Below are 13,602 nucleotides of genomic sequence, written 5' to 3' on the forward strand. Positions count from 1 at the left end.
GTAGGAAGGCACCCGTGAGCTACCCACCGCCTCCCGGTCAGGACCCGAACAACCCCTACGCCCAGCAGCAGCCGCCGCAGCAGCCGTACGGCTACCCGCAGCAGCAGCCGCAGCAGGGCGGCCAGCCCGCGTACGGCTACCCGCAGCAGCAGTACGGGCAGCCCCAGTACGGCCAGCAGCCCCAGGGCGGCGTCCCGGGCCAGCCCGCGTACGGCTACCCGCAGCAGCCCGGAACGGTGCAGGCCAACAACGGCTACATAAACATCAACAACATCGGCATGGCCCAGCTGGCCACCATGGGGCAGCGGTTCCTGGCCCGCCTCATCGACGGCCTGATCATCAGCACCGTCCTCACCGTCGTCATGATCGCCGGCCTCGGCAGCGCCATCGGCCTCGGCAACGACCTGGAGGAGTGCGGCACCTACGCGACGCCGGGCTACAGCCAGTGCGTGCAGGACGCTCAGGAAGCCAGCATGGGCGCCCTGGGCGCCATGATGGTCATGATGCTCTGCCTCGCCGTCTTCCTCGCGCTGTACGAGTGGCTGATGATCGCCTTCAAGGGCGCGACGGTCGGCAAGATGGCCATGGGCCTGCGCGTCGTGAAGGAGGCCGACGGCCAGCTTCCGGGCGCCGGCGGCGGCTTCGTCCGCTACATCATCCCGATCGCGGGCGCGGTCGCGTGCTACATCGGCGCGCTCCTCGTCTTCCTCTCGCCGTTCTTCGACAACAGCGGGAAGCTGCAGGGCTGGCACGACCGCGCCGCGGGCACCGTCGTCATCAAGAAGTAGCGGACGGCCGCGCGCCTCGCGCGGCGCACCCGTCCGGGACCTCGGCACCACCACGAAGGCCGCGCCGCACCTCACGGGGGCGCGGCCCTTCGTGCGTCACGGGCACGGGCCGCGCCCGCCCGGCCCCGTCCGCACCGCCCGAACCGTCCGCGCCCCAGACCGAAAGGCACCGACCATGAGCTACCCGCCGCCCGGGCCTCCCGGCAACGACCCGTACGCGCAGAACCCGTACGCCCAGCAGCCGCCGCAGCCCCCGACGGCGCCCTACGGCTACCCGCAGCAGCCCCAGCCGGGCGGGCAGCCCGCGTACGGCTACCCGCAGGCCGCGCCCCCGCCCGGCCCCGGAGGATTCCCCGGGCCGCCGCCCGGAATGATGCCGAGCAAGATCAACGGTGTCCGCGTGATGATGTTCATCGCGGGCGGCCTGCAGACCCTGGTCTCCATCACCGTGATGATCGGGCTGGGAGTGGCGGCGGGGAGCCTGCACGGCATGCCGGGGTACGCGAGCGCGCACACCCCCATCGGCGTGCTGTACATCTTCTTCGGCGTCTGCCTCGTGCACGCCGTACTGGGGATCGTCCTGGGCGTCTTCGTCTCGAAGGGCGGCAGCTCGACCCGGACCGGCGGCATCGTGTGGGCCTCGTTCCTCACCCTCTTCGGGCTGCCGTTCGTGCCCCTCGGGCTTGTGTGGATGGCGCTGGGGATCACCTGCATCGTGCTCCTCGCGCAGGAAGGCGCATGGTTCAACAGGCCGCGTTACTGACGCGGTTCACCCTCCTTCGAGGCACCGCGCAGCACCGTGAGACGGCATGCACCCCGGCCGCCCTTCCAGGCGCCCGGGGTGCCGCGTTCCAGGCCGGTGCCCGCCCTCAGTGGAAGAAGTGCCGCGTCCCCGTGAGGTACATCGTGACGCCCGCCGCAGCCGCCGCGTCGGTCACCGCCTCGTCGCGTACGGAGCCGCCCGGCTGCACGACGGCCCGTACCCCGGCACGCCCCAGCACCTCCAGCCCGTCGGGGAAGGGGAAGAAGGCGTCGGAGGCCGCGTAGGAGCCGCGCGCCCGCTCCTCCCCCGCGCGCTGCACGGCGAGCTTCGCGGAGTCGACGCGGTTGACCTGGCCCATGCCGACGCCGACGGTCGCGCCGTCCTTCGAGAGCAGGATCGCGTTCGACTTGACCGCGCGGCAGGCCCGCCAGGCGAAGGCCAGCTCCTCGAGCTCCGCCGCGCCCAGCGGCTCGCCCGTCGCCAGCCGCCAGCCCGCGGGGTCGTCGCCGGCCGCCTGCAGCCGGTCCCTGACCTGGAGCAGCATGCCGCCCTCGATGGGCCTGGACTCGACCGTTCCGGACGGCTCCCCGGGACAGCGCAGCACCCGGATGTTCTTCTTGCGGGACAGCACCTCGACGGCGCCCTCCTCGTAGCCCGGCGCCACCACGACCTCTGTGAAGATGTCGGCGACCTGCTCGGCCATGGCGACGGAGACCGCGCGGTTCACGGCGATCACCCCGCCGAACGCGGAGAGCGGGTCGCACGCGTGCGCTTTGCGGTGCGCCTCCGCCACGTCCGGACCCACCGCGATACCGCACGGGTTGGCGTGCTTGATGATCGCCACGCAGGGGCTGCCGGCGTGTTCGTAGGCCGCACGGCGCGCCGCTTCGGTGTCGACGTAGTTGTTGTACGACATCTCCTTGCCGTGCAGCTGCTCGGCGTAGGGCAGTCCGGCGCCGCTTCCGTCCGTGTACAGGGCGGCGGGCTGGTGCGGGTTCTCGCCGTAGCGCAGCACGCGGCGGCGGGTGTAGGCCGCGCCGGCGAAGTCCGGGAGAGCGGGCGGCTGTTCGCCCTGCCCGGCGTCCGTTTCCTGCGGCGCTCCGGTGCCGTTGCCGTCCGCGGCCCCGTTCTCGTCCCCGTCCGCGCCGGTGTCCGCGTAACCGCCGGCGAACCAGTTCGCCACCGCCACGTCGTACGCCGCGGTGTGCTGGAACGCCTCGCCTGCCAGCCGCTTGCGCTCCCGGAGGCCGAACCCGCCGCTCTCCACGGCCTTCAGCACGTCCCCGTACCGGTCGGGATCGACGACGACGGCCACCGAGTGGTGGTTCTTGGCCGCCGCGCGGACCATCGACGGACCGCCGATGTCGATCTTCTCCACGCATTCGCCGGGCGTGGCTCCCGAAGCGACCGTCTCCCGGAAGGGGTAGAGGTTGACGATCACCAAGTCGAAGGGCTCCACGCCGAGTTCGGTGAGCTGCTCGCGGTGGGAGGCGAGCCGCCGGTCCGCGAGGATGCCCGCGTGCACGCGCGGATGGAGCGTCTTGACTCGTCCGTTTAGGCACTCCGGAAAGCCGGTCAGCTCCTCGACGGCGGTCACCGGCACGCCCGCCGCCGCGATCCGCTCCGCGGTGGAGCCCGTCGAGACGAGCTGGACGCCCGCCGAGTGCAGACCGCGGGCCAGCTCGTCGAGGCCGCTCTTGTCGTAGACGCTGACCAGGGCCCTGCGCACGGGCAGCCTGCCGCCCCCGGCGCTCGTGCCGCCCTCGCTCATGCCGCCTTCACCCATGTTGCAGCCGTACCTTTCGTCCTTCGATGCGGTAGCCGTCGCGGGAGAGACGTCCCACGACATCGACGAGCAGCCGTCGCTCGACTTCCTTGATCCGCTCGTGCAGAGCGGCACCCCCGTCGGCGTCGTCCTCGTCCAGGACCTCCACCACGCCCTGCGCGATGATCGGCCCCGTGTCGACACCGTCGTCGACGAAGTGGACGGTGCACCCGGTCACCTTCGCCCCGTAGGCGAGCGCGTCGCGCACGCCGTTCGTCCCGGGAAAGCTGGGGAGCAGGGCGGGGTGCGTGTTGACCACCCGCCCGGCGAAACGGGCGAGGAACTCCTTGCCCACGATCTTCATGAAGCCCGCCGAGACCACGAGATCCGGCTCGTGCGCCGCTGTCGCCTCGGCCATGGCGCGGTCCCACTCCTCCCGCGTCGCGTAGTCCCTCACCCGGCACACGAAGGTGGGGATCCCGGCACGCCGCGCGCGCTCCAGCCCCTCGATCCCGTCCCTGTCGGCGCCGACGGCGACGATCCGCGCGCCGTACGCCTCCTCCCCCTGCTCCGCGACGGCGTCGAGGAGCGCCTGCAGGTTCGTACCGGACCCGGAGACGAGGACCACGAGACGGCGGACGGGTCGGGAAGCGGAGCGGGAACGGCCCGGGCTCTGGTGCGCAGCCACGACGAGGCTCTCTCTCGGGGAATCCCCCGGCACCGCGGGACGGTTCGGGGAAGCAGCGGTTTGTGTGGTCGTACGAACTCGTCGAGCACCGGTTTCGGGGAACTCTACGAAGCGTTCGACCGTCGGCAACGATACCGGCCCCTCACACGGCCCCCACGGGACGGGGGCGGGCACGGCAGGTAGCGTCAGGAGGGACAGACCCGAGCCTGCGCCGAGGCACGCACCGGCACACGAGGCACGACCGGCAACCGGCACGACAGGACGCAAGGGGAAGACACACAGCACATGACGGACCGAAGTCGCCGCCGCGCGGCAGCCCCATCCGACAGCTCCTCTCGCGAGGACAACCCCTTCGCGGCACCGCCGGAGGGGCAGCCGGACCGGCCATGGCAGCCGCGCCGCGGGACCGGCTCACGGCCCGGCACCGACGCGGGCGAGGCCGGCGGTGCGGGAGGACGCGACGGCTCGGAGCCGGGTGCCGAGGGCTCGGACCAGGGGTCCGGCGAGCGGCCCTCGTCCTGGGGCGGCCAGTGGAGCAGCCGCCAGCCCGGCAGGCAGAGCGGCGGCTTCGGCGGTTCCGGAGGGGACGGCAACGACGGCGGCAACGGCCGGGGCGGACCGCGGGGAGGCATGCGGTGGGACCCGACGGACCCGCTGCAGCGCCACGCGCGCTACTCCCTGCACAGCGGCATCTGGGCGCTCTTCTTCGCTCTCTTCAGCCTTCCGGAGGTGGCCCTGCTCCTGGGCGCCCTCTCCCTGTACTGGGGCATCGACGCGCTGCGCAACAAGTCCCGCCCGCGCGGCGCGGGTTCGGGCAGGCGCGGAGGCCGGTCCGGCGCCGCGGCGCGTGCCGAGGACGTCGCGGGAAGCGACCGCCAGGAGACGGAGGAGAGGCCGAAGGCGGCCTCCCCGATCCCGGTGTCCGTGACGCCGGCGCAGGCCGCCAAGTCCCGTACCACGGCGGCGGTCAGCGGTCTGATCACGGCGTCGCTCGCGCTGGCCGTGGTGGCGGCGACGTTCGCCTTCCAGTCCGTGTACCGCGACTACTACACCTGCACGCAGGACGCCCTCACGCAGTCCTCGCGCGAGGACTGCAAGGACCTCCTGCCGAGCAACCTGCGCCCGCTCCTCGAAGACCGCTGACCCGGCGCGGCCCGCTCCGCGCGGGCGTGCCGGGGCGCAAGACGAGGGCGGCCGTGCACCGGTGCTCCGTCCGGCCGGTTCAGTACCTGCGCGGCTCGAAATCGGGCATGAGCCCGCCCGACGCGCTCTTCAGCGCCGCCCAGCGCGCTTGCCGCGCGGACGTCGCGTGCCAGTCGTCGTCCGGTCCGGGGTCCCGCAGGCGCCACGCCCGTACGAGCAGCGCCGTCGGCGTCCCCACTACCGTGGCCCAGACGGCGGCCGACGAGCCGGCCAGCCACCAGCTCGGCCCGAACACCGCCAGCGCCCGCGTGCCGAGCGCCCCTCCCGAGGAGGCGGCGAGCACGGCGAGGCCCGCGCCGCAGCAGCACGCGACGACGGCGACGGCGCACACCGTGCTCCGCCACCCCGCGGCCTCCGGCCGCCGGCCGCCGTCGGGAACCGCCGCACGTCCCACGAGCCAGCCGGCGGTGACGCCGGCTGCCAGCGGTACGGCGCCGGACAGAACGCAGGCGAGGATCCCGCCCGCGCCGTCAGCGGGGACGGCCGCGAGCAGGGGGAAGGGCGGCAGCCCGGGGTCGCCCCCCGGGGAGAACGGACCCACCGGCGTCCCGGCTCCCAGTACGAACCCGGGGCCCAGCCCGTACGACGCGGCCCAGACGGCGGCGTTCGGCAGCAGCGCGACCACGAGCAGCAGCACGGCGAACCGGCCCGGCCACGCCTTGGCGAGCGCGGGGAACGACTCGCGCACGCCGTCCAGGTTCCACAGCAGCGCCCCGGCCGTCAGCAGCAGGCCGCCGCCGCAGAGAACCGCCAGGGTGACGAGCGCGGCACGGAGGGGGCGGAGGCGCCGCACCAGCTCCACGGTCTCCAGCAGGTACGAGGGGCGCGGGCGCCCGGCGGGCGCCGCCTCACCGGGAGCCCCCGCTGGAGTGGCACCGCCCGCGCCGCCCGCGCCTTCCGCGGCCCGCTCGGGCGCCGTCCCGTCGCCATTCGGCGCGCTGCGCGCTCCCCCCGTCAGCGTGGCCGCCGCCGCCACGCACAGCACGAAGAGCGGCAGGCGCACCACGGCGCTGAGGACGTCGGCCCGCACCGGCGCGGCCGAGGTGAACAGCACCGCGAGGGCGCCCGTCAGCAGATACCCCGCCGCGACCCAGCCCACGGGGGCCAGGAAACCCGGCTCCGGGCGGTCCGTTCCGCCTGGAACGCCGAGGCGCTGCTCGCCCGCCGACAGCGCCCGCACACAGGCCCGGTGGAGCAGCCAGACGGGAAGCACCATGAGCAGCAAGGGCGTCAGCGCGACGGGTGCGGGCGCTCCCGACAGGGTCTCGGTGCGTACGAGGCTGCTTCCGTGTCCCAGCACCCACAGGTCGGCCGCCACGTGCAGGGCGGTGTCCGCACCGGTGTCGGGGTACGGGGTGATGATCCACAGGAACAGCACGAGCACCGTCAGCGAACCGAGGCCCAGCCCCGCGGCGATCACGCCTTCGAAGAGCCACGCGGCCTGTGACGGCTGCGTCCGCGCGCTCGTTCGGCTGTGCGGGGACAACGTCGGGCTGCGATGCGTCACTTGGCTCACGTCGACATGCTGTCAACAACACCCGTTCTGATCTGGTAACACGCTTTTTGTCGCTGTGTCGCCCACTATGTCCACATGCACTTTGTCACACTAACCGCGCGCCGACGGTGGAACGCATGAGCGGGGAACGAGAGGGCGCGCCCCAGTCCGACGGCGACGGGCAGGCGCAGAGCGGCCGTTCGGAGCCCGCGGAGTCTCCGGAACCCCAATCCCCGCCGCCGGAGCCCGCGTCCGGACCCGGATCCGAACCCGAATCCGCCGAGGCCGCGTCCGCGGAGGCCGATCGCGGAGAGGCCGCCGGCGAGGAGACCGACTCCGAAGAGGCCGCACCAGCAGAGGCCGTGCCAGCAGAGTCCGCGTCAGCAGAGTCCGCATGCGCCGCGCCGACATCCGGAGAAACCGCCGTCGCCACCCCCGAAGAGGCCGCCCCCGCGACTGCCGGCTCCGCGGAGACAGCCGCCGTGCCGGACGCCCGCGGGAGCGCCGCCGACGCCTTCGACCGGCTCCATGACCGCCACGCTCCGTCGCTCACGCGTCAGGTCTTCCTGCTGTGCGGACGGCCGTCCCTCGCGCGGCGTTCCGTCGGGCACGCCTTCCGGCTGGCGTGGCAGCGCTGGCCCGAAGTGGCGGTCGACCCCGATCCGGCGGGCTGGGTCCGTGCGGCCGCGTACCGGTACGCCCTCGCTCCGTGGCGCAACTTCCGCCTGTCCGGCCCGTTCCGTCACGCGCGGGCGATGCGCAACGTCCCGCCTGGCGACCGCGGGCTGTTCGACGCGCTGCTGCGCCTGCCCCCCTCGTACCGCACGGTCGTCCTGCTGTGCGACGGGCTGGGGTTGGACCCCGCGGACGCGGCGGCGGAAATGGAGGCGAGCAGCGCCGCGGCCGCGGGACGGCTCCACCGCGGACGCGCCGCGCTCGCCGAGCGCGTGCCCCTGCTCCGCGACGCGGCGGACGGGGAGCTTCCGGCCCTGACCGCGGCCCTGCTGGGGCAGTTGGCGGCGCCGCAGCCCGTGACCCTGCCGCCCGCACCGCGCGTGCGCCGCCACGGCGCACTGCGCTCGTGGGGCGCGACGGCCGCGGCCCTCGGTCTGACGGCCTCCGTGGCGGCGGCGGGATTCGCGCTCGTCGCCTCCGACGACGAGCGGAACGTGCCCCGGCTGCCCGTCCCCAAGAAGCCCTCGGCGACGCTCGCTCCGGACCGGCAGCCGGGACGTCTGCTGCCGGTCATCTGACCGGACGGCACCGTCGGGTACACGTACGGGCCCGGTCCTCCGAGTCGGAGGACCGGGCCCGTACGAGGCTGGAGCGTGCGCCGCCCCTGGTGCCGGATTACGTCAGCCGGCGAGCAGTTCGCGAGCCAGGCGGGCGGTCTCGGACGGCGTCTTGCCGACCTTCACGCCCGCGGCCTCCAGCGCCTCCTTCTTCGCCTGGGCGGTGCCCGACGAACCGGAGACGATGGCGCCCGCGTGACCCATCGTCTTGCCCTCGGGGGCGGTGAAGCCGGCGACGTAGCCGACGACGGGCTTGGTGACGTTCTCCTTGATGAAGTCCGCCGCCCGCTCCTCGGCGTCGCCGCCGATCTCGCCGATCATGACGACCAGGTCGGTGTCGGGGTCGGCCTCGAACGCCTTGAGCGCGTCGATGTGCGTCGTGCCGATGACCGGGTCACCGCCGATGCCGACGGCCGAGGAGAAGCCGATGTCGCGCAGCTCGTACATCATCTGGTACGTCAGCGTGCCGGACTTCGACACGAGGCCGATGCGTCCGGCCTGCGTGATGTCGCCCGGGATGATGCCGGCGTTGGACTGGCCCGGAGTGATCAGGCCGGGGCAGTTCGGGCCCACGATGCGGGTCTTGTTGCCCTTCTGGCACGCGTAGTCCCAGAAGTACGCCGTGTCGTGGACGGCGATGCCCTCGGTGATGACCACGGCGAGCCCGATCTCCGCGTCGACCGCCTCGATGACGGCGTCCTTCGCGAACTTGGGCGGTACGAAGATGACGGTCGCGTCGGCGCCGGTGGCCTCGATGGCCTCCTTGACCCCGCCGAAGACCGGCACGTCGGTGCCGTCGAAGTCGACGCTGGTGCCCGCCTTACGCGGGTTGACGCCGCCGACGATGTTGGTGCCGGAAGCAAGCATCCGCTTGGTGTGCTTCTGGCCCTCGGAGCCGGTCATCCCCTGGACGATGACCTTGCTCTCCTTGTTGAGGAAGATAGCCATGGTGTGTCGATGTCCTCGTCAGATCTCGGTCTCGTCCGGCTTACTTGGCGGCCAGTTCGGCAGCACGGTCCGCCGCGCCGTCCATGGTGTCCACCTGCTGCACCAGCGGGTGGTTCGCGTCGTTGAGGATCTTCCGGCCCAGCTCCGCGTTGTTGCCGTCGAGGCGGACGACCAAGGGCTTGTTCACGTCCTCGCCCTTGCTCTTGAGCAGTTCGAGGGCCTGGACGATGCCGTTCGCGACGGCGTCGCAGGCGGTGATGCCGCCGAAGACGTTGACGAAGACCGACTTGACGTCGGGGTCGCCGAGGATGATCTCCAGGCCGTTGGCCATCACCTCGGCCGAGGCGCCGCCGCCGATGTCGAGGAAGTTGGCGGGCTTGACGCCCTTGTGCGCCTCCCCCGCGTACGCGACGACGTCGAGGGTGGACATGACCAGCCCAGCGCCGTTGCCGATGATGCCGACCTGGCCGTCGAGCTTGACGTAGTTGAGGCCCTTCGCCTTCGCCGCCGCCTCCAGCGGGTCGGCGGCGGCCTTGTCCTCGAGGGCCGCGTGGTCGGGCTGGCGGAACTCGGCGTTCTCGTCGAGCGTGACCTTGCCGTCCAGCGCGATGACCTTGCCGTCGCCGGTCTTGACGAGCGGGTTGACCTCGACGAGCGTCGCGTCCTCACGGATGAAGACGTCCCACAGCTTCTGCAGGACGTTCACCACCTGGTCGGTGAGCTCTGCCGGGAACTTGGCGGCCTCGGCGATCTCGCGCGCCTTCGCATCGGGGACGCCCTCGATGGCGTCGACGGGGATCTTCGCGAGAGCCTCGGGCTTCGTCGCGGCGACCTCCTCGATCTCGACGCCGCCCTCGACGGAGGCCATGGCCAGGAAGGTGCGGTTGGTGCGGTCCAGCAGGAAGGAGACGTAGTACTCCTCCGCGATGTCCGCGGTCTGGGCCAGCATGACCTTCTGGACCGTGTGGCCCTTGATGTCCATGCCCAGGATGGCCCCGGCCTTCTCGACGGCGTCGGCCGGGTCGGAAGCCAGCTTCACACCGCCGGCCTTGCCCCGGCCACCGGTCTTCACCTGCGCCTTGACGACCGCGCGACCGCCGAGTCGCTCGGTCACCTCGCGCGCCGCCTCGGGCGTGTCGATGACTTCGCCGGCCAGCACCGGTACGTCATGCTTGGCGAAGATGTCCCTCGCCTGGTACTCGAACAGGTCCACGCGCGTACGTCCCCTTAATCAGTGGTTCGCGGTTGTCAGCGTGAGTGTGGGCGTGCCGCGTGGCCGCGGCATAACGGATGGCGCGCGGCATGTCCGCCTTGCAGGTTAGCCCTGCGGGTGAGCGGTGCATAAATCCGGGCTCACACCAGCGCGGTGACAACCGTCACAGATCCGTGATCCCGGTAGCGCACCGACGCCTTCACGCCTGCCGCCCGCTCTGCGCGCCGTCGGGGGCGCGGCCGAGCGGGTCGAGGATCTTCGAACGGCGCCCGGGGCACTGCGGGGTTCGTCCCACTGCAGCGCGATACCCGAGCAACTCCGTTGCGGCGGCGGCGAGTCGGGCCGGAGCCGATCGCACACGCCGGTCCCGGCACCGTGCCGTTCCCTGCTCGAGGGCGGGACGAGCGCCAGGCCCGCGCGCGGGCGGGCCGTCGGGGCGTACGGCGGGCGGACCTCCCTCATAGGGTGGGTCCCTCAGAGGGTGGGTCCCTCAGAGGGTGGGGACCTCCGGTGTGACGGGAAGCGCGGGCAGCGACAGGGGCACGACGCCCACGCTCGGAACCCCCGGCACCGCCTCGGGGACCTCGATCACCACGTCCTCCGGCAGCCCCGGCGCGGACGGCGCGGCGGCCGTAGTCGTGACGCCGGACACAGCGCCCAGATCCGCACGCGCGGCACCCGGAGGCGCCGTGGGCACGGTCTTGCCGGTCTCTTCCGTGACATGTTCGGCCGCCTTCCCCGCGCCATCCTTCATGTCGTCGGTCCGTCCGCCCGAACCGGCCTTGCCGCGGGTCCCGTTGCGGTCCGCGTCGCCAGGGGCGTTCTTGCCCATAGAGCGCTCCATGACCTCGGTCAGCTCCGATATGTCTCCCGAAGTCCCCTGTCTGGAGGGCGGATCGTCCGCCTGCACGCCGACGTTGCCGAGCACCCACAGGCCCGCGGCTGCCGCTACGAGGAGGAACCCACGGGAGGCGTTGTTACTCCTGTGCATCGCTGTCTCGATTCAGTAGTTCGGAGTTGATGAGAGGTGGACGGTGAACCGTGAACGGTGTGACCGCTGTTGAGTGAGCGGTGCTGTTCAAGCGGTGCCGTGCGCGGGGGCGTGCGCGTCTCGTGACGTGCCGCGCCCCGCGGAGGCCGGACGGCGGTGCGGGCCGCGGGGTGGCCCAACCCCCTTGCTGAGCCACCCCGCTCCCGCTGTCCGCCGTCCGGCGACCGGGCGGCGGAAGATCAGACCGCGGGGACCGCCGGGACGGCCGGAACGTTCACCGGCAGCTGCGAGGCGCCGGGCAGGCCGGGGATGTTGGCCGCGTCCGTCAGGTCGCGCGTGCTGGGCACGACGTAGATCTGCACCGCGGAGGCGGCGTCCGCCACGGTGGTGTCCACGTTGCGGTGCAGACCGGCAGCGGTGGCGTGCGCGTACGGGACGGCGTCGGCGGCGACCCCGTGGCCGAAGTGGAGGACGGCGCCGTCCACCTCGTGGACCAGGCAGTGCGTACGGCCCAGGGTGCTCTCGGCGAACGGCGCGCTGGTGGCCGCGGCGTCGTCGACGGTCACGGCGACGTCGGAGGCGAGCTGGTCCGCGGCCAGCTGGACGTGGACGATGACGCTGCCGACGTGCTCCGGCAACACGGACACGACGCCGGAGCCGCTCACCACGGGCTGCGCGGCGGAAGCGGCCGTACGGACGGTGCCGAGGGCCTGCTGTGCGCGGTCGCCCTTGAGCGCGCCGGTCACCGGCTCGGGACGGACACTCGCGGCGGCCAGGCCGTTGACGAGATCACCCGTGCCGGGAGCCGACGGCAGGGCGGGAACGCCCGGGACGCCCGGCAGGTCGACGGCGGGGAGGGTACGGGCCGGCAGCTCGGTGACGGTCAGGTCCGTCAGGTCGTGGGCGGCCGGGGCGGGAAGCGGAGCGGTCGCGGGACGGACGCCCTTCTGGGCCTCCTTTATCGCCTTGGAGGCGCGGCCCGTCTCGTCGAGGGCCTTGCCCGCGGCACCCTGCGCGGTCTCTACGGCGCCGGAAGCGGCGTCGGCGTCCGGCAACCCGTCCGTCACTCCGTCCGTCCGGCCCTCGGTGACGGCGCCGAGGGTGTCGCCCAGGGCCTCGGAGACGCCCGCGGTGGGCAGGGTGTTGGTCGGCAGGCCGTTCTCCGGGATGCCGTTGGTCGGCAGCTTGCCGACGACGCCTTCCGTCACGCCGTCGGTGGTCTTCTTCAGCGTGCCGGCCGCACCGTCGACGGTGCTCGTGAGACCGCCCTTGCCGGCCTCGTCCACGGCGCCGGTGACGGTTTCGGTGGAGACGGGCAGCTCCGCCGCGTTGGCGCCGGTGGTGCCGAGGGCCCAGATGCCCGAGGCGGCGGCAGCGACCATGAGGGAACGCCGGATGTTCTTGTGCATGGGGAGAGTCCTTCGAATTCAGGAGATCTAGCGGCTTGGGCAGACCTGTCCACCCCCGCGTGGCAGGTCGCGGGTACTGCAGACGGGGTGGAGGTCTGCCCTAGCCGGGGAATTCGAGGACTTCGGAGGCGCGGTCGCGGGTCGGCGCACCGGCCGCCACGCTCACTGCTCCGGGCTGCGGGCGCCCGAAGAGTTCGACGTCGGTCAGATGACCGGCGAGCTTCTGGAGTCCGCCGCGCGGACCGTTGCCGTCGCTCGCGAAGTGCGAGGCGCCGGCGGACGGAGCGAGAGGGACCTGCTGGAAGGGGCTCTGGACGGGAAGGCCGTCACCCTCGCGGGGCATGCCGTCATGGGCCTCGGCATGGCGGACGGCGCTGTGCGCGGAGTCCGCGGCGCTACCACCGATGGGGGTGCGCTGGGCCAGCTTGCGGCCGGCGTCGCTCGACGCGTGGTCGGCGTCGCCGGCGGACGAACCACCGCCTCCGTTAACCGCCTCGTCGTCGCCGTCGTCCTCCGGGGTGCCGTCGCCCCCGCCGTTGCCGAGCTGCAGGCCCAGCCGATCGGTGAGGTCGCCCAGGCCCACGGCGTCACTGACGCCCCCGACGGCTTCACCGACGGGGCGGGTGACGTGCCCGGCGCCTTCGGCACCTTCGGCGACAGGGTCGATGACGTGGGAAGCCGCCTCGTCGGCGGCCTCCTTGGCCTCCTGCTGCTTCTCGGCCATCTCCTTCTCGGAGAGGGAGCCGCCGACAGGCTTCTCCGGCGTCAGCAGATCAGCGGACTGCCCCGGAGACTCGCCCTTCCCGCCGTCCAGCGCGGTGGCGGCACGGGCGTCGCTTCCGAAGAGGAAGGCGAGAGCCAGGAAACCGCCGAGGAAGAGCAGTGTCACCACGGCCCGCCGTGCGGCGGCCGAGCGCGGCGAGCGCGCAGCGGCAGGCACAGCGGAGACAGCTGACAAGGCAGGAACCTTCCCGGGGAGATTCGGAGAACGCCGGACACGGGCGGCTCAGAAGACGCTCATCGCGTCCTGGGCCCGGAGATCCGGAC

General features: G+C 72.8%; 12 protein-coding genes. 4 read left to right on the forward strand and 8 right to left on the reverse strand.

Going from position 1 to position 13,602, the window contains the following annotated elements:
- The first annotated feature begins 14 nt into the window (after positions 1 to 14).
- Complete coding sequence (locus IEY56_RS18065) at positions 15 to 788, forward strand: RDD family protein (RefSeq protein WP_189038237.1); 774 nt, start codon at positions 15 to 17, stop codon at positions 786 to 788.
- Between the two features lie 175 nt (positions 789 to 963).
- Positions 964 to 1,551, forward strand: a complete 588-nt coding sequence (locus IEY56_RS18070; protein WP_189038238.1) for a hypothetical protein — start codon at positions 964 to 966, stop codon at positions 1,549 to 1,551.
- 106 nt (positions 1,552 to 1,657) lie between these two features.
- On the opposite strand, the gene purH is transcribed toward IEY56_RS18070, so the two are convergent.
- Together purH and purN are read right to left on the reverse strand one after the other, a co-directional pair.
- Complete coding sequence (purH, locus tag IEY56_RS18075; RefSeq protein ID WP_229711980.1) at positions 1,658 to 3,337, reverse strand: bifunctional phosphoribosylaminoimidazolecarboxamide formyltransferase/IMP cyclohydrolase; 1,680 nt, start codon at positions 3,335 to 3,337, stop codon at positions 1,658 to 1,660.
- Positions 3,330 to 4,004, reverse strand: coding sequence for a phosphoribosylglycinamide formyltransferase (gene purN, locus IEY56_RS18080; RefSeq protein WP_189038239.1), 675 nt, complete (start codon positions 4,002 to 4,004; stop codon positions 3,330 to 3,332). The genes purH and purN overlap by 8 nt, the downstream gene beginning before the upstream one ends.
- 285 nt (positions 4,005 to 4,289) lie before the next feature.
- Between purN and IEY56_RS18085 the strand changes: the two genes are divergently transcribed.
- Positions 4,290 to 5,147: a hypothetical protein gene (locus IEY56_RS18085; protein WP_189038240.1), complete on the forward strand. Its 858-nt coding sequence runs from the start codon at positions 4,290 to 4,292 to the stop codon at positions 5,145 to 5,147.
- Positions 5,148 to 5,226: 79 nt separating this feature from the next.
- Here the strand turns inward: IEY56_RS18085 and IEY56_RS18090 are convergent, their stop codons facing one another.
- Positions 5,227 to 6,723 (reverse strand): cell division protein PerM, encoded by a 1,497-nt coding sequence (locus tag IEY56_RS18090; protein WP_189038241.1) that lies wholly within the window; start codon positions 6,721 to 6,723, stop codon positions 5,227 to 5,229.
- Between the two features lie 116 nt (positions 6,724 to 6,839).
- Between IEY56_RS18090 and IEY56_RS18095 the strand changes: the two genes are divergently transcribed.
- Positions 6,840 to 7,955: a sigma factor-like helix-turn-helix DNA-binding protein gene (locus tag IEY56_RS18095; RefSeq protein ID WP_189038242.1), complete on the forward strand. Its 1,116-nt coding sequence runs from the start codon at positions 6,840 to 6,842 to the stop codon at positions 7,953 to 7,955.
- A 102-nt stretch (positions 7,956 to 8,057) separates the two neighbouring features.
- On the opposite strand, the gene sucD is transcribed toward IEY56_RS18095, so the two are convergent.
- From sucD to IEY56_RS18120, 5 genes are all read right to left on the reverse strand, one after another.
- On the reverse strand, positions 8,058 to 8,942 hold the full coding sequence (gene sucD, locus IEY56_RS18100; RefSeq protein ID WP_189038243.1) for a succinate--CoA ligase subunit alpha: 885 nt from the start codon (positions 8,940 to 8,942) through the stop codon (positions 8,058 to 8,060).
- A gap of 40 nt (positions 8,943 to 8,982) precedes the next feature.
- The gene (sucC, locus tag IEY56_RS18105; protein WP_189038244.1) at positions 8,983 to 10,155 is read right to left on the reverse strand and encodes an ADP-forming succinate--CoA ligase subunit beta; all 1,173 of its coding nucleotides are present in this window, start codon (positions 10,153 to 10,155) and stop codon (positions 8,983 to 8,985) included.
- A gap of 490 nt (positions 10,156 to 10,645) precedes the next feature.
- Positions 10,646 to 11,146: a hypothetical protein gene (locus IEY56_RS18110; RefSeq protein ID WP_189038245.1), complete on the reverse strand. Its 501-nt coding sequence runs from the start codon at positions 11,144 to 11,146 to the stop codon at positions 10,646 to 10,648.
- A gap of 239 nt (positions 11,147 to 11,385) precedes the next feature.
- Positions 11,386 to 12,555 carry a hypothetical protein gene (locus IEY56_RS18115; protein WP_189038246.1) on the reverse strand — a complete coding sequence of 390 codons (1,170 nt, stop codon included), beginning with the start codon at positions 12,553 to 12,555 and terminating at the stop codon, positions 11,386 to 11,388.
- A gap of 100 nt (positions 12,556 to 12,655) precedes the next feature.
- On the reverse strand, positions 12,656 to 13,513 hold the full coding sequence (locus tag IEY56_RS18120) for a hypothetical protein (protein ID WP_189038247.1): 858 nt from the start codon (positions 13,511 to 13,513) through the stop codon (positions 12,656 to 12,658).
- Between the last annotated feature and the right edge of the window lie 89 nt (positions 13,514 to 13,602).

The sequence above is a fragment of the Streptomyces daqingensis genome, assembly GCF_014645895.1.
In the GTDB taxonomy this organism is placed as follows: Bacteria; Actinomycetota; Actinomycetes; order Streptomycetales; family Streptomycetaceae; genus Streptomyces; species Streptomyces daqingensis.